Origin of the sequence: Streptomyces sp. SID13031 (genome assembly GCF_010548305.1) — a bacterium.
GTDB lineage: Bacteria > Actinomycetota > Actinomycetes > Propionibacteriales > Kribbellaceae > Kribbella.
Genome location: NZ_JAAGLV010000001.1, coordinates 1 through 20,099 on the forward strand (window position 1 = coordinate 1; position 20,099 = coordinate 20,099).

15 protein-coding genes and 1 rRNA gene are annotated in these 20,099 nt (G+C 67.3%); 8 read left to right on the top strand and 8 right to left on the bottom strand.

The window, feature by feature from the left end; all coding sequences use genetic code 11:
- Nucleotides 1–103, top strand: a 5S ribosomal RNA gene (gene rrf / locus G3I17_RS00005); the annotation flags it as partial.
- A gap of 137 nt (nt 104–240) precedes the next feature.
- Here rrf and G3I17_RS00010 read toward each other — a convergent pair.
- The 7 genes from G3I17_RS00010 to G3I17_RS00040 all read right to left on the bottom strand — a co-directional run bounded on the left by G3I17_RS00010 (nt 241) and on the right by G3I17_RS00040 (nt 8,940).
- Nucleotides 241–894, bottom strand: a complete 654-nt coding sequence (locus tag G3I17_RS00010) for a hypothetical protein (protein ID WP_164592599.1) — start codon at nt 892–894, stop codon at nt 241–243.
- A gap of 257 nt (nt 895–1,151) precedes the next feature.
- Complete coding sequence (locus G3I17_RS00015; protein WP_164592601.1) at nt 1,152–4,529, bottom strand: chromosome segregation ATPase; 3,378 nt, start codon at nt 4,527–4,529, stop codon at nt 1,152–1,154.
- On the bottom strand, nt 4,526–5,179 hold the full coding sequence (locus G3I17_RS00020) for a hypothetical protein (protein WP_164592612.1): 654 nt from the start codon (nt 5,177–5,179) through the stop codon (nt 4,526–4,528). Before G3I17_RS00020 ends, G3I17_RS00015 begins: the two co-directional genes overlap by 4 nt.
- Complete coding sequence (locus G3I17_RS00025) at nt 5,176–5,799, bottom strand: hypothetical protein (protein ID WP_203589553.1); 624 nt, start codon at nt 5,797–5,799, stop codon at nt 5,176–5,178. Before G3I17_RS00025 ends, G3I17_RS00020 begins: the two co-directional genes overlap by 4 nt.
- Nucleotides 5,796–6,986, bottom strand: coding sequence for a hypothetical protein (locus tag G3I17_RS00030; protein ID WP_164592614.1), 1,191 nt, complete (start codon nt 6,984–6,986; stop codon nt 5,796–5,798). Before G3I17_RS00030 ends, G3I17_RS00025 begins: the two co-directional genes overlap by 4 nt.
- 146 nt (nt 6,987–7,132) lie before the next feature.
- Nucleotides 7,133–7,957 (bottom strand): ABC transporter permease, encoded by an 825-nt coding sequence (locus G3I17_RS00035; protein ID WP_164592616.1) that lies wholly within the window; start codon nt 7,955–7,957, stop codon nt 7,133–7,135.
- Nucleotides 7,954–8,940, bottom strand: coding sequence for an ATP-binding cassette domain-containing protein (locus tag G3I17_RS00040; protein WP_164592617.1), 987 nt, complete (start codon nt 8,938–8,940; stop codon nt 7,954–7,956). The genes G3I17_RS00035 and G3I17_RS00040 overlap by 4 nt, the downstream gene beginning before the upstream one ends.
- A 228-nt stretch (nt 8,941–9,168) precedes the next feature.
- Between G3I17_RS00040 and G3I17_RS00045 the strand changes: the two genes are divergently transcribed.
- Nucleotides 9,169–9,972 carry a TrmH family RNA methyltransferase gene (locus G3I17_RS00045; protein WP_164592619.1) on the top strand — a complete coding sequence of 268 codons (804 nt, stop codon included), beginning with the start codon at nt 9,169–9,171 and terminating at the stop codon, nt 9,970–9,972.
- On the opposite strand, the gene G3I17_RS00050 is transcribed toward G3I17_RS00045, so the two are convergent.
- Nucleotides 9,922–10,977 (bottom strand): LacI family DNA-binding transcriptional regulator, encoded by a 1,056-nt coding sequence (locus G3I17_RS00050; protein ID WP_164592621.1) that lies wholly within the window; start codon nt 10,975–10,977, stop codon nt 9,922–9,924. The two genes, G3I17_RS00045 and G3I17_RS00050, sit on opposite strands and share 51 nt — an antisense overlap.
- Before the next feature lie 137 nt (nt 10,978–11,114).
- Here G3I17_RS00050 and G3I17_RS00055 point away from each other — a divergent pair, with 137 nt between their 5' ends.
- The 6 genes from G3I17_RS00055 (at nt 11,115) to G3I17_RS41930 (ending at nt 20,027) form a co-directional block, all read left to right on the top strand.
- On the top strand, nt 11,115–12,731 hold the full coding sequence (locus G3I17_RS00055; RefSeq protein ID WP_164592623.1) for a glycoside hydrolase family 13 protein: 1,617 nt from the start codon (nt 11,115–11,117) through the stop codon (nt 12,729–12,731).
- A gap of 11 nt (nt 12,732–12,742) precedes the next feature.
- Nucleotides 12,743–14,101, top strand: a complete 1,359-nt coding sequence (locus G3I17_RS00060) for a sugar ABC transporter substrate-binding protein (RefSeq protein WP_164592624.1) — start codon at nt 12,743–12,745, stop codon at nt 14,099–14,101.
- Between the two features lie 5 nt (nt 14,102–14,106).
- Complete coding sequence (locus G3I17_RS00065) at nt 14,107–14,991, top strand: sugar ABC transporter permease (protein ID WP_164592626.1); 885 nt, start codon at nt 14,107–14,109, stop codon at nt 14,989–14,991.
- Nucleotides 14,988–15,863: a carbohydrate ABC transporter permease gene (locus G3I17_RS00070; protein WP_164592628.1), complete on the top strand. Its 876-nt coding sequence runs from the start codon at nt 14,988–14,990 to the stop codon at nt 15,861–15,863. The genes G3I17_RS00065 and G3I17_RS00070 overlap by 4 nt, the downstream gene beginning before the upstream one ends.
- 44 nt (nt 15,864–15,907) lie before the next feature.
- Nucleotides 15,908–18,829: a CBM35 domain-containing protein gene (locus G3I17_RS00075; protein WP_164592630.1), complete on the top strand. Its 2,922-nt coding sequence runs from the start codon at nt 15,908–15,910 to the stop codon at nt 18,827–18,829.
- 220 nt (nt 18,830–19,049) lie between these two features.
- Nucleotides 19,050–20,027 carry a GDSL-type esterase/lipase family protein gene (locus G3I17_RS41930; RefSeq protein ID WP_203589554.1) on the top strand — a complete coding sequence of 326 codons (978 nt, stop codon included), beginning with the start codon at nt 19,050–19,052 and terminating at the stop codon, nt 20,025–20,027.
- Nucleotides 20,028–20,099: the final 72 nt, after the last annotated feature.

Below are 20,099 nucleotides of genomic sequence, written 5' to 3' on the forward strand. Positions count from 1 at the left end.
GTCAGGGAAACACCCAGTCTCCATTCCGAACCTGGAAGTTAAGCCTGACAGCGCCGATGGTACTGCGACCGGTAGGTCGTGGGAGAGTAGGACGTCGCCGGACATTCACACTGTTAAGGGCCACCCAGCAATGGGTGGCCCTTAATGCATTTACCGGCCCTTGCCCGGGAGCGCTCTTAGTGGCTCAAGCGTCGCGTGAGCGCATCCGCAGCCTGACGGGCTCTGCGCGGGCAGAGGGGACTACAGGTCGTCGGGGGAGATTCCTACCAGGGCTGCGGCGGCGCAGATGTGGATAGGGGTCAGGTCCGCGGGGGCTACCGGGGCCTGGAGCAGCGTGCCTCGTTCGAACGGAGTCAGGCCGATGTCTATTCCGTGGGCGCCGGCTACGAGGCCGCGGACATAGGTCAGCCAGCCCATCATCGGGATACCGCGGCGGAAGACGCCGGCGGCTGCGGCCAGTTCGGTGTCGGCGATGCTGGCCCATTCGGGTTCCCAGATCGTGACGACCGCTCGGAGAACCTGAGCGAAGCGCTCTGACTGGATCAGGGCGTCCTCGTCGCTCCAGTGCAGGGTGAGCTGGTCAGAGACCGTCGTAAGGGTGCCGCCCATGGAGAGGTCGAACAGCCAGGGGAGTTCACCGGCGCTCTGCAGGTGCAGGCGGGTGGTGCTCGAACCGTTGGAGAGGACCTTGGTGGTCGCCTCGACCATTTCCTGAAGCGGTGTGGAGGCGTCGGCCTCGAGCACGTGGAAGCCCCAGCGCTCGTCCTGCGTCCACAGGTGGACTTCCGGGAACGCCACGGCGACTGCGGTCAGGGTGCGCCCAACGCGAAGCGCCCGGTGTTCGACCGTTTCGTCGCGGTGAGCCCACTGGGCGCGTAGTAGCCAAGATGCCATCTCACGCCCTCCGCTCAGCTGCCGGCTGGACCTGTCCAACGGACGGTACGCCGAACGATGAGGGCTTGGCCAGAGCTCCGCCTACTCCGTGTGAACAGCGGGAGTGGGCCGGAACGCCCATCTGCTGACACCTCACCACTCCAGTGTGAAGCAGCCGTAGGTCATTCCCTACCACCGGGGTCCCTTTTCCGCAGACTCCTGCCCAAAACCGGTCCCTCGCCGGCACGTCCCGGCGACGGTTCCCGCTGTGAGCGCGCTCAGTCTGCGGCTCCTGCCGCTGTGGCACCTTCGTCCGGCTCGTCGGAGGCGTTGGCGGTGGGCTGCTTGACCGCTTTAGCGGACTTGCGTCGGGTGGCCGGCTTGGTGGCCTTGGCCGAGGTCTCGTCGGCGCCGCCAGCGGTCGAACTGGCGCTGGTATCACCGTTGTCGGAGGCTGCTGAATCGGTTGAGCCCGCGGGGGATGCTTGGGAGTCGGTCGACGGTGGGTCCGTGAGGTCCGTGAGGTCTGCGGTGTCGAGCGTTTGTTCTGCCAATTCGAGGGTGGGGCGGGGGCCTCGGTAGGAGTCGAGCCAGTTTCGGAGGAGCTCGACTCGGGCGGTGTACTCCTCGTTGCCCTTGACGACCGGCGCCTGGTTGTAGGCCATGGTGTCGGAGGAACGACGGAGCTTCACATAGAGACGGGACGAGGACAGGGCGTAGCGCTCCATGTCGTCCTGGAGCGCGCCGATGACCGTGATGTTGCGGTCGCGGCCGATCTGCTCGAACAGGGCCACGGCTTCGCGCCGGTGCTGGGAGCCGAGGTTGCGGCCGAGCTCGTCGAGGATCAGCAGCAGCGGTCGATCGCTACCCCCGGCGAGGGCAGCCGCGCACACGAGCTTGACCGCCTTCTCGTCCATCTGCGCAGTGTTGCCCTTGACGTTGAACGCCGAGAACGGCCCACCCTCAGATCGCCGCCACTTCGGTGTGACGGTCCAGCGCCACGGCTTGTCCGGCTCGGCCGGCGGGTCGGGCTCCGGGTACTCGAGCTTGGCCCCATAACCGCCGTACTGCTGGTCGAGCCGGTCGAACTCCGCCGACACCAGTCGCAGCCGGGCCTTGATGCCATCGGCGAGGGACGAGCGGTGAGCGCGTGCAGTGCTTTCCGACTCGCCGAGCCCCTCTCGGGCGCGCTCCAGAGCGGCGTTGCGCTCGGCGCGCTGGCTGGCGATCTGCTGTTGTTGCAGGCTGTCGAAGGTCTCGTGCTGGGCCAGATGGCTCGCGAGCGTCCGCTGCAAGGCGGGCACCAGGGTCACACGCGCGCCCAGAGTCCCGCTCGACCAGCCGTCGGCGCCGTTGAGGATCTCCCACAGCTCCGACGGGATCTCCTCCCGCGAGCGTGCGTTCGGGAAGCATCGGCGGATGACATCGTCGAGCTGGGTGCAGGCCTGGTGGTTCCAGTCGGCCGTCGTACGGCGCTGGGCCGCGTCGTCCGGCAAGGCGACCAGGAACTCGGAGGCCTCTGCAGCGCTCCCGCCCCAAGCGGTCGTCCTGGTGACCAGGTCGAGGCCGGTCTGCTCCTCCAGGAGCACGAGTCGCCGGCCGGCGAGTTCGTCGAGGATGCGGTCGTGATCCCGGCGAGTGGCTTCGAGGTTCTTCAACCGCTCATCTCGGACAAGCTGCTGCCCGGCCGCGGCCTCGGCTGACTCCTTGGCCGTTTGGAGAGTGGGTGCGAGCGAATCGCGATCGGTCTCATGTTGGTCGTTCGCCTCACGGAGGGCAAGGATCTGCTCCTGTACGTCCGCAGCGGTCCCAAGTGCGCGGGCGGCCGCGGTACGGCGCTCGGCCTGGCCCACGCGAGCGCGAGCCTGCTCAAGCGCGGCCGACGCGGCGGAACGAGCCTCGACGGCTGCCTCGAGTCGGCGACGAGCTGCCTCGATCCGGGCGGTGCGACCGGTGATCGGCTCCTCGAACTGCCCGACAGCAACCACACCGGCCGGATCATCGATGACCTCTTTGGCCGAGCGAGCAGCCAGAGCCGCGAAGAACCCATCCAGCTTGAAGCGCTTGTCCGCCGACGCCGGCCCACCCTTGAACGCGGCAGCATCCGGCCGGTTGGCCAGCACGAGCATGAAGCCCGCGTAGCCGGCATCACTCAGAGCCGACGTAGCGATCGCGACATCCGAGAAGTCGACGACAACCGCTTCCCGGTACGGCGCCAACCGCGGCTCCCACTCGGCACGGTCAGACGACGCGAGCTCGGTGATATCCGTGAGCGCGCCACACTCGATACCCGCGTTCGCGAGCACCTGCTGCTGGGGAGCCGAAACGGTCTGGCCGCTCTCGGCTTCGCGCAGCTCGCCAGTTGCCTGGTCCACGAAGGAACGCGCCGCGTGATCCCGCCCGATGTGCTCCTCGAGCACAGCGCGGGCCTCTTCTTGTTCCTCCGCGGCGGCGGAGAGGTCGCGTCCGTCGGCCGAGCGCCCGGCGTCGAGAAGTCGCCGGTGCTCCTGGCCGAGCCGCTCGAGCTGCTCACGGACCGAACGCTGCGCAAGATCCAGCTCGCGGTCACGGGCGTCGAGCTTGTCGCGCTCCTGCCGGGTCAGCTGGACGTCGCGGAGCAGGTTCTCCTCGCTGCCGAACGCCTCGATCTCGGTGTCGACCGTCTCGCGGCGAGCCTCCTGCTCGGCCACGCGCTCGTCGAGCACGCCAAGCTCCTGCACGATCTCGCTGTTGCGCGCATCGCCGTCGACCAGGTGTCGTGCGCAGCGAGCGCGCCAGGACTCGCGCGCTGCCGCGAGAGCTTCGCGAGCAGCTGCGCGCTGCAGGATGCCCGCCTCGACCGTGGCCATCTCCTGCTCCCAGCGCTGCAGGTCTGCGGCCGCCTGCTTGGTCGCTTCGCGCTGGGTGTGCTCGGCGGAGCGGTGTGCCTGCTCCTGCTCCAGCTCGTGGTCGAGCCCGGTGAGCGTGGCGATCGCGTTGAAGATGCGGGCCGGGCCAAGCTCGTTCAGCGGCTCGGCGAGCAGGTTCGCGGTCGGTGACGACCTGACGGAGGTCGACAGGAACGACACGCAACGGACCTGGCCGCCGTACAGGACTGACGAGAGCTTGTTGGCGTGGAAATCGGTGCGGCCGTTGGAGTGGGGGAGCGCGGCCCAGAGCGCGTCGGCGCCGGCGGCCCGCTCGGCCTCGGTGACGCCGTACGGGACGTGCAGGCCCTGCTTCCAGCGGAGATCCAGGTACGACGCTTTGCGGTTGATCCTGATCCAGACCGTGATGGCGGCCGCTTCGATGTCGGCCAGCTCGGTCAGGTCGGGGTCGGAGAAGACGCCGACGATGTACCCGCGGTCGACGTTGGACCAGGTGCCTTCCTGGCCGGCCGCTTCGGCGGTGAAGAGCAACTCGGCGGCACCGGGGGCACCGCTGGTCAGCCGCCATTGCTCGTCGGCGTGCAGGAGGGACAGCGCGGCGATCCAGGAGGACTTGCCGGCGCCGTTGGAGTCGACCGGGCCCTGGCCGGCGACGGTGACGAGACCCTGGCCGACCATCGGGATCGGGTGCGTCGACAGCCGGGACAGGTCGACGACCTGGACGCCGAGCAGCACCTTCGAGCCGAGGATGTCGAACGGTCCGTCCTCAGCCGGGGTGGGGGTGCTCATGCCGCTCCTTCTTCTGGGGTGCTGCCTTTGCGAGCGCGGATGGCCTCCGCGATCGGGCTCGACGGCGCGGCCGCGAGGATCAGCTGATCCTGCAACCGGCGCCGCGCGGCCGGGGTGAGTCGCTGGAGTTGCGGGCCCGGGATGTAGCTCGGCCCGCCGGAGTGGTCGCCGGACAGCTGGATCAGGCCGGCGGCGCGGAGTCGCTGGAGAGCCAGCCGGCGTTCTTCGGCGCTGATCTTGGTCGTCCGCAGCTCGTCGACCGTCGTCGGGCGGGCGGATTTCCAGCTGTCGCCGGTCAGAATGCCTTCGCTGCGAGGGATCGCGACCGAGTGGACCAGAACAAGGACGAGGACCGCGCGGTCGACGACGGACAACGGCTGCCAACCCTGCGAAGTCAGCGTTTCGGCGATGTCGTCCGCGTAGCCCGCGGTCCAGTGAGTGCCGTCGACGTGAACGAGGGTCCGGCCGATCAGCTTCAGCATCTTCTGGACCTGGCGGCGCAAGGTGACATCGCGGAGACCGGCCAGCTGCACTTCAGCCACCGGGTGAGCGGCGTACTGAACAGCACTGAAGGCTGCCAGTACTTCGTCACGGCTACGGTCGCTCAGGTCCTGCAGTAGAGAGTCGAAGAGAGCATGCTGCTCGGTCATGCGTCCTCCTCGTTCGCAGATTCGGAGGGGAGCGGGTCCGGCTCGACCTCAGGGTCGTGCTTGGGAGCCAGTACTGCGGCAGGCGGGTCGGGCAGGATCCGGCAGACCTCGCGGAGGCCGGTCAATTGGGACGGTCCCCAGGTGATGACTCGGGGGCCCAGCCGGACCTCGCCGGCCTTCTCGTTCCAGATCAGCCAACTGGTGGCGTGGAGGCGACGGAGGCTGCCGATGATGAGAGTCAGGTCGCTCGACTGCTCAGGGCGACCGCGCAGACCCGCGTACACGGCCTTGACCTGAGTCAGCGTCCCGACAACGCCAGGCCAGGCGGTGCCGCTGCGGTCCGGCCAGCAGCAGGCGGCGCAGATCGCGAGCACCCGGGCCGTCTCGTTGGGCATCTCGACCGCCACCGGAGGCATGCCGAGCTCCTCCAGAACGCCATGGCCAGCTCCGTCAGGCAGCGTCGGCAGCATCCACACCGACGAGCCGTCAGGCTCGGCTGCGCGCGTCAACCCCGAGACGGCAGGCGTGTCGGGTGAGACCTGCAGCGGCCCGGCCGACTGCACCTTCGCCCACCACAGCGCGTTGTAGCTGCGCCCGTTCTCCACAACCTCCGTGCTCATCGCGTCACCCGCCGGAAAGAGCCCTCAGTCGCCCACGGCGTCCCGGCCGACGGATCGATCCGCATCCCGTCGCCCCACACCAACTCGTAGTCGAGCTCATCGTGCAGATGAGCCGCGGTCAACTCGGCCAGCACCCGCCGAGCCGTGACCCAGTCACCCGCGTCGTCCACCACGTCCACGATGCTCACCGAAGAACGCCCGGCCAGGATCCGCTCGGCCTCAGCGCGCAGGTCCTCGCGATCCGTCGCGGCGGCTGATTCCGGGGCGTCCATCTCCGATGAAGGCCGAGGCGGCGCCATCCGCGCAGTACCGGTTCGTCGACCGGACTCGACCGCCTCCAGCAGCCCCTCCGGCGAGAAGTCGGGCGCGGCCGCATCAAAGAGCAACCCGTCCAACACGCCGGCCAATACTTCGGTATCGCTGCTGCGCGTGAACGTCAGCCAGGTCTCGATCGGCAGCAACCCCAGCGCCCGCGTCGTACCGGCGCGTTCCACCAACCGCCCGGCCGCAAGCTGAACGGCATCCGCATAAGCAGCCAGCGACATCCGCAGCTGCGTGCACACCTGGTGCAACCCGGGCCACCGCTCGAGCACGATCCGGTGCACCTTCTCGGCCTGCTCGATCAGCCGCTCGTTACCCCAGGCGAGCTGCGCGTTCTCCCGCAGTTGCGCGGTCGTGCTGGTCGACACCAGGATGGACAGCTCGTTCCCCAGCAGCCGGAAGACCTTCGTCAGCCGTTGGATCGACGCCTGCCCTTGCTCGGCAACAGCGCGCGGATCGCTCACGCTGTGTGCCTCGAGCGTCAGCAGCTGGTGCAGCTCGGCCTGCCCGCCCTGCACCGACATCCGCTTGAGGAACATCAACATCACGTACGGCGCGAAGGCCGCCCGGTGCCGTAACTCGTTCGGCCGGTCGACCAGTTTCGTGATCGCGCCGTACTGCCGGAGCACGTCGAAGCGCCGCACGATCACGTCGTGCGGATAGCCGCGACAGGCCAGCGTCGCCTGCTCGACGGTCAGCCCGTCGCTGCCCGCCTCGGCGAACGCGTCCAGGATCGCCTGGTCCACATCCAGCAACTCCGGGTCGACGATCATCGCGCCGGCCTCGCGGGCGAGCACGGCGAAGACCTGCCGGTAGACGCGCAGCACAGCCGCTTCGGCCTCCGCGTCCAGCAATGTCGCATCCATCGTGCTTCTCCTCCCGTGACCTGGCCGCCCCCGAAGACAACCAGACAACGGACTGTATCGACGCGGGCCGACGGATCGAAATCGGCTCTCGACCGACCTGTGGACAAACTGTCCAGGCAGGCCGGTCAAGACAGAAATCGAGCAGACTAGTCCCGCGAGCGGCGGCGGAAGGCCACCAGGGCGAGGGGCGCGAAGACGGCTGTGAAGATGAGCGACCAGGCGATGGACGCGATCACCGGGTGCTGGAGCGGCCACTGGGCGTCCGGTGAGGGTGCGAGGCCGTTGCCCCACAGTTCGCGGCACGCCGCGGTCAGTGCCGAGACCGGGTTCCACTCAGCGATGAGTCGCAGCCAGTTGGGCATGTCCTGGGTCGGCGCGAAAGTGTTGGCGACGAAGGTGAGCGGGAACATCACGGTGAACATGAAGCCGTTCACTGCCTCCACCGAGCGCATCAGCGACCCGACCCAGATGCCCAGCCAGATCATCGAGAAGCCGAAGAGCAGCAGTAGCAGGTAGCCCAGCACGCCGTTGACCAGGCCGTCGCGGATCCGCCAGCCGATCAGCAGGCCGGTCACACTCATCACCACGATGCCGATGCCGGAATGGATCAGGCTCGACAGGCTCCGCCCGACGAGCACGGACGATCGTGAGATCGGCAGCGACTTCAGCCGGTCGACGATCCCCTTCTCCAGGTCGCTGGTGAGCCCGAGGGCCACGATGGCGGAGGAGAAGATGATGGTCTGCGCCATGATGCCCGGCAGAAGGAACTCCCGGTACGACGTACCGGGCACGTCGATCGAGCCGCCGAAGACGTAGGCGAACAGCAGGACGAACATCACCGGCTGGATCGTCACGTCCAGCAGCATCTCCGGCATCCGCCTGATGTGCAGGAGATTCCGCCAGACGACGGTCAGTGACTGCTGCAGCAGGGTGCGCTGGTGGATCGGTGGCCTGGTCATCACGGCGGTCATCGGACGGCCTCCTGCTCGGTCGGAGTCTCGGTGGTGTCTTCCTGTTCGGCCCGGTGACCGGTCAGGTGCAGGAAGACGTCGTCAAGACTCGGCCGTTTCAGGCCGAGATCGTCGATGTCGATCCCACTGCCGGCGAAGACCCCCGCGATCCGGGTCATGTCGGCCAGGCCGCTCGCGGGCGCCGTGAGCCGCCGGCTCACTTCCTCGACGTGCACCTCGGGCGCGTGCTGTCGCAGGAGTTCGGCGGCGCGCGGCAGATCGGTCACCGCCGACACCGTGACGACCACGCTGGCCCGGCCGGCCTCGTCCTTGAGCTGGGTCGGCGTACCAGCCGCGATCACTTTGCCCTTGTCGATCACGACGATCTCGTCGGCCAGATGGTCGGCCTCTTCCAGATACTGAGTCGTCAGCAGCAAAGTGGTGCCGTCCTTGACCAGGCCGCGCAGTACCTCCCACAGGTCCGCGCGGCTGCGAGGGTCGAGTCCGGTGGTTGGTTCATCGAGGAACAACACCGGGGGAGAGGCGACCAGGCTGACCGCGAGATCCAGCCGTCGCCGCATTCCACCCGAGTAGGTCTTGGCTATCCGGTCGGCCGCATCCGTCAGCAGGAACCGTTCGAGCAGTTCGTCGGACAGTTTGTGCAGATACTTGGTCGGCAAGCCGTAGAGCCTGCCGATCAGCCGGATGTTCTCCCTGCCGGTCAGCAGTTCGTCGATAGTGGCGGACTGGCCGGTCAGGCCCATGCTGCGCCGCACCGCCGCGGGTTCCTTGAGTACGTCGTAGCCGGCAACCCGGCCGGTTCCGCTGGTGGGCACACTGAGCGTCGTCAGCATCCGCACCGTAGTGGTCTTGCCGGCGCCGTTGGGACCGAGCAGGCCCAGCACCGTTCCTTCGGGGACGACGAAACTCACCCCGTCGACGGCACGGTTCGTGCCGAACTGTTTCACCAGATCGATCGCTTCGACTGCGGGTCCGTTGGACATGGGTCAAACCCTAGATCGCCGGACCGACAATCTGCCGAGCCTTTTTCGGCGCAGCGGAAAAGCTGATGACGCCGGGCGCCGCGTTCCCTACTATCCGAAGCATGATGAGACTGCTCGGCTAGTGCGTCCCCAAACGCCCTAGCCGACCCCCAGCCAACCAAACCGGTGCGGACGCCCAGACGGCGATCCCCGGAACGGTTCGCTGTTCTCATTCACCGGAGTCACCCCATGGCACCGTCACTTCTCGACGCCTTGGCAGTCGGAGCGCAACACCCACGGGGCCGCGCCCTGCTCGCCGTCCGCAAGGATTCCGTCCCGGGCCGGATCCTGATCGAGGGTAGCTGGGAGCATAGCCAACTGCTCAGCACCCTGACCCGTATCGACACCTTCTACTACTGCCCCGAGGCCTGCGATCAACCTGACACGGCAGAAAAGATCGCTGCTCGGGCCGCGGAGGTGCACCGCATCTCACCGAAGCTGCTGGCGCGAGTCAGCCGCAAGAACAGGTCGGACGGGCTGATCTCGATCGCCCGCCTCCCGAGCTGGCAGCCGAACCAATTGCAACTCACCGACAACGCACTGATCCTGGTCGCTGACGGAGTCGAGTACGCCGGCAACCTCGGCACCCTGATCCGTACGGTCGACGCGGCCAGCGCCGACTGCCTCATCCTGACCAGCCGCAGAGCAAAGCTCACCAACCCCGCCGTGTACGCCGCCAGTCGCGGCATGGTCCTGACGACGCCGGTGCTCGAGTTCCAGGCCATCGGCCAGGCGGCGAGCTGGCTCAAGCAGCACCATTTCGACGTCCACCTGGCCGACCCCGCAGCGACGGGCAGCTACAAGACACCGGAGTACAGGGGAAGAACCGCCTTCGTGGTCGGCTCCGAAGGCGAAGGACTGCATCGAACCTGGCACGAGCAGGGATTCGCCAAGGTCTCGATCCCGATGCTCGGGAAGGCTGATTCGCTCAACGTCGCGCTGTCAGCCGGCATCCTGCTCTTCGAGGCCCGCGCCCGCAAGGAGGGGTGGTGAAGCCGTCGAACCACGCTCGATCAGACGAACGTCCAGCGTGATCGGGTCCGCCGGGTGCTCCTTGCCCTCGACCGTGCCCAGCAGGAGCTGGACGGCGATCGCCGCCTTCCGCGGGATGTCCTGCGCGATCGTCGTCAGCTTCGGCGTCACGTAAGCACTCAGGTCGAGGTCGTCGAAGCCGAGCACGGACACATCGCCAGGAACGGAGAAGCCGCTCTCACCCAAACCCTCCATGATCCCGATCGCCAGGATGTCGGCGGTCGCGAAAACGGCCGTCGCCCCAGGATGCTCGTCCTTCAGCCGCCGCCCGAGCTCGCGACCACCGGCATGGGTCGTGTTCGCGGTGACAAGACGTTCCCGCCAGGACAACCCGGCCTCCGCAAAGGCTGCCCGGAAACCTTCGTATCTCTGGTGCACCACACCGACATCGGAGAACGACGGACCGGCGAAGACGATCTCGCGATGCCCGAGCTCCAGCAGATGCCGAGCGGCCAGCAGGGCACCGGTGAAGTCGTCGGACCGTACGCCGGTGGTCAACGGATTCGCCGAATAGCTGTCGATCGCCAGCAGTGACACCTTGCCGACCGCCCGCGGCGTGAGCCGGTCGATCTCCTCGTCGAGGAACCCGAGCAGCACGGCGCCGTCCAGGCTCCACGACTGCAACGCCTCGGCGACTTCGGCCGGCTGGGCGATCCCGCGCAGCAGTAGGTGGTACCCGCCCTTGCGCAGCTCGCGCTCGATCTGCCCGACGATCGCCACGTTGTGCGGGCTGATCATCAAGCTGTCCTCGTCGGCGGCCGGGACCAGCAGGCCGATCAGCCGCGACGACTTCGCGGCCAGGCTGCGGGCCGACGCGCTCGGCACGTAACCACGCTCGGCGACGATCCGCTGGATCCGCTCGATCGTGTCCTCCGACACCCGGGCGCGCTTGCCGTTCACCACGTTCGAGACCGTCATCATGCTGACCCCGGCCTCGTCGGCGATGTCCTTCAGCGTGACCCGCACAGCGGCTCCTCTCGATTGTCGCGGCCAGGATACGAGGGCGATCCGCCCCGTGACAGCCCATTGACACCTACCCGGAAACAGCCTTACGGTCCCACCAAGGTGGAGCGCTAAACCTACCATGATCGAACGGAGTCCGGGTGAGTACAGAGCAGTGGTGGCGCGACGCGGTGATCTACCAGATCTACCCGCGCAGCTTCGCCGACGGGAACGGCGACGGGACCGGTGACCTGGCCGGTGTCCGGGCACGGCTGCCCTACCTGAGCAGCCTCGGGATCGACGCCATCTGGTTCACCCCGTGGTACCTGTCGCCGCTGGCCGACGGCGGGTACGACGTGGCCGACTACCGGGTGATCGACCCGGCCTTCGGGACCGTCGAAGAGGCCGAGCAGCTGATCGCGGAAGCAGCAGCCCTGAACATCCGGACGATCATCGATGTCGTCCCCAACCACATCTCCAGCGAGCACGAGTGGTTCAAGGCCGCGCTGGAACAAGGCCCGGGATCGCCGGCCCGGGAGCGATTCTGGTTCCGCGGTGGTGAGGAGATGCCGACCGACTGGGTGTCGAGCTTCTCCGGCGACACCTGGACCAGGACGAAGAACCCGGACGGTACGCCGGGGGAGTGGTACCTGCACCTGTTCACGCCCGACCAGCCCGACCTCAACTGGAACCACCCCGACGTCCGCCGCGAACACGAGGAGATCCTCAGGTTCTGGTTCGACCGGGGCGTCGCCGGGATCCGGATCGACTCGGCCACGATGCCGGTCAAGGACCCGAGCTTCCCGCAGTACGGGCAGACCGACGAGCACCCGTACGTCGACCGCGACGAGCTGCACGACATCTACCGATCCTGGCGAGCGGTCGCCGACTCGTACGCCGAACCGCGCGTGCTGGTCGGCGAGATCTGGCTGGCCGACCCCGAGCGGTTCGCCCGCTATCTCAGGCCGGACGAGATGCACACGGCGTTCAACTTCGACCTGATGGGCCGGCCCTGGAAAGCTTCCGAGCTGCGCGAGTCGATCGAGTCCACCCTGGCCGCGCACAAACCGGTCGACGCGCCTGCCACCTGGGTGCTGTCCAACCATGATGTGACCCGGCCGGCCACCCGGTACGGGCGTGAAGACAGCTCGTTCTCGTTCCAGACCAAGCGGTTCGGAGTACCGACCGATCTGGCCATGGCACAGCGGCGAGCGCGGGCGGCGGCGTTGCTGACGGCGGCGTTGCCGGGGTCGCTGTATGTCTACCAAGGCGACGAGCTCGGCCTGCCCGAGGTCGAGGATCTTCCGCTCGCCGCGCTCCAGGACCCGATCTTCCACCGCTCCGAAGGCGCCGACCCCGGACGCGACGGCTGCCGCGTACCGTTGCCCTGGACAACTACCGGTCCAAGCTTCGGCTTCAACTCACAAGGTTTCACGCCCTGGCTGCCGCAGCCGGCGGACTGGGGATCCCACTCCGTCGAGGTGCAGGAACGCGATCCGGACTCGATGCTCGCCCTGTACCGCGCGGCGCTCGCGGATCGCCGCCGGCTCGCCAAGGACTTCGCTTGGCACGAACTGAACACCGCGGACGTCATCGCCTTCAGCCGCGGACCGAACTTCGTCTGCCTGGTCAACCTCGGCGCAGAACCGGCGAAGCTCCCGCAGTACGACGAAATCCTGCTCGCCAGCGCCGCCCTAGTTGGCGATCGCCTTTCCACCGACGCAGCCGTCTGGCTGTCCACAAACACAACCACCACGAACCCGACCACGAAGTTGTAGGAGAACCACGCATGAAGATCACTCCCATCGCCCTCGTGGTCGCCCTGGCCGCGAGCCTCACCGCCTGCTCGGGATCAGCGGAGAAGGCCGCCACCCCCGACGGGCCGGTCACTCTCAAGGTCGCCCGCGACCCCGGTCTCGACAAGGGCGCGATCGCCGCCTTCGACGCGCGGGTCGCGCAGTTCGAGAAGGACAACCCGAAGATCGACGTCGTCCCGCAGGAGTACAACTGGACCGCGACGACGTTCACCGCGCAGCTTGCTGGTGGCACGCTGCCCGATGTCTTCACCGTCCCGTTCACCGACGGCCGCGGCCTGATCGAGCGCAAGCAGATCGCCGACATCAGCGGCCTGGTCTCCGCCCTGCCGTACGCGAGCAAGTTCAGCGAGAACGTCGCCAAGGCGGGCAAGGCCGAGGACGGCAAGATGTGGGCCGTCCCGATCGCGGCGTACGGGCAGGCGCTGCACTACAACCGGTCCCTGTTCAAGCAGGCCGGCCTCGACCCTGACAAGCCGCCGGCGACCTGGGACGAGGTCCGTGCGGACGCCAAGCAGATCGCGGAGAAGACAGGCAAGGCCGGGTACGCCGAACTGACCACCGACAACACAGGTGGCTGGATCCTCACCACACTCGACTACGCCTTCGGTGGCCGCACTGAGAAGCTCGACGGCGACACTGCGACGGCACAGCTCGATACACCCGAGATGACCTCGGTACTGCAGCTCCTGAAGGACATGCGCTGGTCGGACAACAGCATGGGCTCCAACTTCCTCTACGACTGGGGCGGCATCAACCAGGCCTTCGCCTCCGGCCAGATCGGGATGTATGTATCCGGTGGCGGCAACTACGGCTCCCTGGTCACGCAGAACGCGCTCAAGCCTGCTGACTACGGTGTTGCCACCATTCCGCTGGCGTCCGGTGGAGAGGCCGGAGTACTGGGCGGCGGGACGCTGGCAACGGTCAGCGCCAAGTCCAACGAGGCGGTGAAGGCTGCTGCCGTGAAGTGGATCGACTACTTCTACATGAAGAAGCTGGCCGACAAGGACGCCGCAGTACTGGATGCGAAGACTATTGCCGCCTCCAAGCAGCCAGTGGGTGCTCCGCAGTTGCCGGTGTTCGACAAGGCGACCTACGACGAGTCGCTGGGCTGGGTGAAGGAGTACGTGAACGTCCCGCTCGACCAGATGAAGCCGTACACCGACAAGATGTTCGACCAGCCGCTGGTCACCGAGCCGGTCCGGTCGACCCAGGAGGTCTACAAGCTGCTCGACCCGGTGGTACAGGCGGTGCTCACCAACAAGAACGCGGACATCGCAGACCTGCTCAAGAAGGCCGACGCCGAGGCGCAGGCCCTCCTCGACCGGAAGTAACGCCGATGACACGAGGTCGCGGGAGTGGCCCGAGCACGCTGGTCTTCCTGCTACCGCTGTTACTGGTCTTCGGGGTCTTCTCCTGGATCCCGATCCTCAGGGCCGTGGTGATGAGCTTCCAGGAGACCAACCTGGTCACCCCTGCGACCTTCGTCGGCCTGGAGAACTTCCGGGACGTCCTAGCCGACACCCTGCTCTGGACAGCGGTCAAGAACACCCTGTACTTCGCTCTGCTGGCCTTGCTGTTCGGGTACCCGGTACCGCTCATCGCCGCCGTGCTGATGAGCGAGGTACGCCGCTTCAAGGGGCTCTACAGCGCACTGGCGTACCTGCCGGTCGTGATCCCGCCGGTGGTCGCAGTGCTGCTCTGGAAGTTCTTCTACGACGCCAGCCCCAACGGCGTCTTCAACACGATCCTCGGGGCAGTAGGCCTCGGCCCGGTGTCCTGGCTGCAGGACTCGGGCAGTGCGATGCCGGCACTGGTCATAGAGGCGACCTGGGCCGCTGCCGGCGGCACGGTCATCATCTACCTCGCTGCTCTGACCGGTGTCGCCACCGACCTCTACGAAGCAGCCGAGATCGACAGGGCGTCGATCTGGCGCAAGATCTGGCACGTGACGCTGCCGCAGCTCCGAGGCGTCCTGCTGATCACCTTCATCCTCCAGATCGTCGGGACGTCACAGGTCTTCCTGGAGCCGTTCCTGTTCACCGGCGGCGGCCCGGCGAACTCCACGATCACGATCCTGCTGCTCATCTACGACTACGCGTTCGCGAACAGCCTCGGCGGCGAGTACGGCGCCGCCACCGCGCTGAGCATCATGTTGGCCGTTGCCCTGGGCATCCTGTCGGCCATCTACTTCCGCCTCACCCGATCCTGGAGCCGCTCATGAGCAGGGGCATCCTCTCGTCGTCGGACTGGCGCCGCCCCGGCGTCCGGCGTACCGCTCGCTCTGTGCACGTAGTGCTCCTAGGACTGCTGTTCCTGGTCGGCATGGGTCCCATGCTCTGGCTGGCCAAGGCAGCGGTCACCCCGACCCAGGACACCCTGCGCGCGCCGCTGGCGTTGTGGCCGAACGGGATCGACTGGGCCAACCTCTCCACCGCCTGGTCGCGGGTGGAGATCGACAAGTATTTCCTCAACACCGTCGTGCTGGCAGCCGGCTCCTGGTTCGTCCAGTTGCTGGTGGCAACGACGGCCGGTTACGCCTTGTCCGTACTACGCCCGCGCTACGGCAAGGCGCTGACCGGGATCGTGCTCGCCACTCTGTTCGTGCCGTCGGTCGTACTGCTCGTCCCGCTCTACCTCACGATCGTGAACCCGCCGTTGCTGAAGGCATCGTTGATCAACACGTTCTGGGCGGTCTGGTTGCCGGCCGGTGCGAACGCCTTCAACATCCTGATCGTCCAGCGGTTCTTCGACAACCTGCCCCGGGAGGTGTTCGAGGCCGCCCGGGTCGACGGCGCCGGGCCGTACCGGATGTTCTGGTCCGTCGTCCTGCCGATGTCACGCCCGATCGTGGGCGTCGTCTCGGTGTTCGCGATCATCGCGGCCTGGAAGGACTTCCTCTGGCCGCTGCTGGTGCTCCCCGACCCCGATCTGCAACCCCTGTCCGTCCGTCTCCCCGCGCTGCAGCGGTACGTCGAACTCGATGTGTTCCTGGCGGCACTCGCGATCTCGACGGTGTTACCGGTGGCGCTCTTCCTGATCTTCCAGCGACTGTTCCTGAAGTCCAACGCGCTTGGTGGCGCAGTCAAAGGATAGGTAGTTCCCGCCCCGCAATACCCTGACAGAAGGGCTCCACAACCATGCCCAAGAAGAGGTACGCGACCGCCTTGCTGGCCTTCGCGCTGGCCACCACTTTCCTCCGACCGGCGACCGCGGCCGCGTTCACCGCGGCCGCGTTCACCGCGACCGTGCAGGCCGAGAGTGCGACCCTGGCCGGAGGTGCGGTCGTCCAGACCGACCACACCGGCTTCACCGGCTCCGGTTTCGTCGGTGGATTCACCGACGGGAACAAGGGGACCGCAGCCGTCACGGCCGCGGTCAGCATCCCGACCGCCGCTAGCTACGACCTGTCCCTCAGGTATGCGAACGGCACCGGCTCAGACAAGACGCTGTCGCTCTACCGGGCCGGGACGAAGATCCAGCAGGTCACCCTGCCGGCGTCGGCCAACTGGGACACGTGGTCCGATCTTCACACCACGCTGTCCCTGCCCGCCGGGTCGAACCAGCTCAGCTACCGCTTCGACTCGACCGACTCCGGCAACGTCAACCTCGACAAGCTGACCGTGACCGATGTCCCCGGCTCGCCGTCGCCCGTCGGAGCCCTGGAGGCCGAGAGCGCGACGCTGTCCGGGGGAGTGGTCGTTGCCTCTGACCACCCGGGCTACACCGGCGCGGGTTTCGTCGGCGGCTACACCGACGCCAACAAGGGGAATGCGGCAACGACCTTCTCGGTCTCGGCTGCCAAGACGGGGACCAGCACGGTCACCCTGCGCTATGCGAACGGCACCGGTGTCGCGATGACGCTGTCCCTGTACGCCAACAGTGTCAAGGTGAGGCAGATCAGCCTTCCTGCCACGGCCAACTGGGACACCTGGGGCACTGCGGAGGAGGCGGTCCCGGTCACGGCAGGCATCAACTCCGTCGCCTACAAGTTCGACACCACGGATACCGGCAACGTGAACCTCGACCACATCACGGTCTCCGCTCCGACCGACCCGCCACCGGCGTCCGGTGGACCGGAACTGGAGAGCTCCTTCCTGTCCGGCGGCGCCACCACTGGTACGTCGATCTCCGGGTACGCCGGAGCCGGGTACGTCACCGGCTTCACCGCAGTGGGCGCTCGCGCGATCCGCACGGTCAACCTCACCGCCGCAGGCGCCGCCACGACCACTCTCCGGTACAACAACTCGACGGGCAGCACCAAGACGCTGAGCGTCTACGCGAACGGCGTCAAGGCAGGCCAGGTGTCGTTGGCTGCGGGAAGCGGTTGGGGGACGGTCACCCAAACGCTGACGCTGCGAGCCGGACTCAACCTGATCGGCTACCAGTACGACGCAGGTGACAGCGGCAACGTCGCGCTCGACGACCTCGCAGTCGCCGGATCGACCGCTCTCGCAACCCGTGGCGCAACGGTGCCCTACACGGAGTACGAGGCGGAGAACAGCAGTACCAACGGCGTCGTGATCGGCCCCGACCGTACCTACCGCACGGTCGCGTCGGAGTCGTCCGGCCGGCGCGCGGTACGGCTCGACAACGCGGGCAAGTACACGCAGTTCACGCTGACCAAGCCAGCCAACTCGATCGTCGTCCGCTACTCGATTCCCGACAACGCGGGCGGTACCGGAATCACCGCGCCGCTCGGCGTCTATGTCGGCGGCTCGAAGGTCAAGGACCTCACGCTGACGTCGGCGTACAGCTGGGTCTACGGCCTCTACCCCTTCCCCAACGATCCGGGACTGGGCGGCGGCCATCGCTTCTACGACGAGGTCCGCTCCACGCTCCCGTCGTACCCGGCGGGCACAGTCATCAAGCTGCAGAACGACACCTCCACGCCGATCACCGTCGACCTGATCGACACCGAGGTGGTCGCACCGGCGTACACGATCCCGGCGAACTCGGTCGACCTGACGGCGTACGGCGCTGTGTCGGGTTCTGGTGATGACACAGCGGCGTTCAACTCGGCGGTCAGCGCGGCCAAGGCGGCCGGCAAGACGCTCTGGATCCCCACCGGCACCTTCGACCTGACCGCGCGGATCAACATCGACAACGTGACGATCCGCGGCGCGGGCATGTGGTACTCCACGATCCGCGGCAACGCCGGCCGCGGCGGCTTCTTCGCCAACGGCGGCGCCGTGCAACTCGCCGACTTCTACTTCGCCGGCGACGTGCGCTACCGCGACCCGGACGGCTCGGTCACCACCGACGCCGCCCTGGAAGGCAAGTTCGGCCCCGGCTCGCTGATCCACAACGTGTGGCTCGAGCACTCGAAGGTCGGCCTCTGGGCCAGCAGCGGTACCAGCGGCCTGTACGTCGCCGGCGTACGGATCCGCGACATGTTCGCGGACGGGCTCAACCTCAACACCTTCAGCGGCGACGGCAGCCCGGTCAGCAACAGCCGGGTCGACCAGAGCGTCTTCCGCAACACCGGTGACGACGCGATGGCGATGTGGTCGTTCAACAGCGCGGTGGCCAACTGCGCCTTCACGTTCAACACCGCCACCCTGCCCGCGCTGGCCAACGGCGGCGCGATCTACGGCGGCAACGGCAACCGGATCGAGGACAACCTGTTCTCCGACACGGTCTACACGGCGGCCGGGATCACGGTCAGCACCTGGCACTCGTCCCAGCCGTTCAGCGGTAACACGGTCGTCCAGCGCAACACGATCACCCGGGCGGGCGGTTTCAACACCGACTGGAACAGCAGCCAGGGCGCTCTGTGGATCTACGCCGAAGGCCGGGAGATCACCTCGCCGGTGCTGATCAAGGACATCGACATCATCGACAGCTCCTACCAGGGCATCTCGATGAGCTGGCAGAAGAACGTCACCAACCTGACCTTCGACCACGTGAAGGTCCAGAACACCGGTACCTACGGGATCGACATCCAGGTCGCCGGCAGCGCCACCTTCAACTACGTCACCGTCTCCGGCACCCCGTCCGGCGGCCTCAACAACGCCTTCGGCTTCACCCTCATCCGAGGCCCCGGCAACTCTGGCTTCTAACCCACCACCCACTCCAGCCTCCCGCGCCCTGCCCGCCGCGGGAGGCTGGCCCACGCCTCCCAAGGCCGACTTTGTGCACGGCCTGAGTGTTTCAAGGCCGCCCAGACGCTCAGGCCGCGCACAAAGTGGACCAGAGGCCCGGGCCGGGCGGCGGGGGGGTGGGGGTGGGTTGGGAGAATGGGTGGGGTTGCCGGGAGTTGGGAGTGGAGCGGTGGGGTTTGTGGCGGGTGAAGTGGTTGCGCCGGGGGATCCCCGGATCGTGCTGGAGGGGCAGTGGGGGTATCAGCCGGGGCTGGCGATCACGGTGAACTCGGGGTCGCGGATCTCGTTCACGTTCAACGGCACGGCCGCGCAGGCCTTGTTCGACGTCGGCGGGCTGGAGACGCCGCCGCATCTGTGGGTCTCCGTCGACGAGGCTGAGCCCGAATTGCACGTGGTCGACCAGCCGGTCATCGAGTTGACCGCTGAGAAGGCCGGCCCGCACAAGGTCGAGATCGTGGTCAAGGACGTCAACGAGCACGTGAACCGGTGGAATCCGCCGTTCGGGTGTGCCGTCGTCTTCGCCGGGCTGGTGCTCGACAGCGGCACTCGGCTGCGGTTGAGCGGCCGGCCTAGCGGGCCACGACTGGAGTTCTACGGCGACTCGATCACGCAGGGCGTTCGCGCGCTCAGCGCGCACCTCGAGTCGGAGGGTGTCGACGGCAGCAAGTCGTACGCGTACCTGACAGCGCGAGCGCTCGGCGCATCGGCGTACCAGGTCGGGTTCGGCAGTCAGGGCATCATCAAGGCGGGGAACGGTGAGGTGCCGCCCGGGACGGAGTCGTTCGGCTGGAACTTCGCCGGCTCACCCGCCGAACGGGTCGAGCAGCCCGACGTGGTCGTGCTGAACCTGGGAGTCAACGACGAGACGCTCAGCGCTGCGCAGTACGGCGGCTACCTCTCGCTGGTGCGCGCGCAGTACGAGGCCGCGGAGATCGTTGCCCTGAGCCCCTTCAACGGCAAGCACGCGAGCGAGATCGAGGCGGCGGTCAAAGCGGTCACCGCGGCCGGCGATCCGAAGATCCGGTACGTCGGTACGGACGGCTGGATCACCGAGGCCGACTGCACCGACGCCGTCCACCCCTCCGTCGACGGCCACGCCAAGATCGCGGCCCACCTGACCGAAGAGCTCAGCAAGCTCTTGCCTTCGCGGAAGTGAATCGGCGGTCGGCCGCCGATGGTGGCGGGTCTGCTCCCGGCTCCTGGGCGCCCGTCAAACGCGGCCGACCTA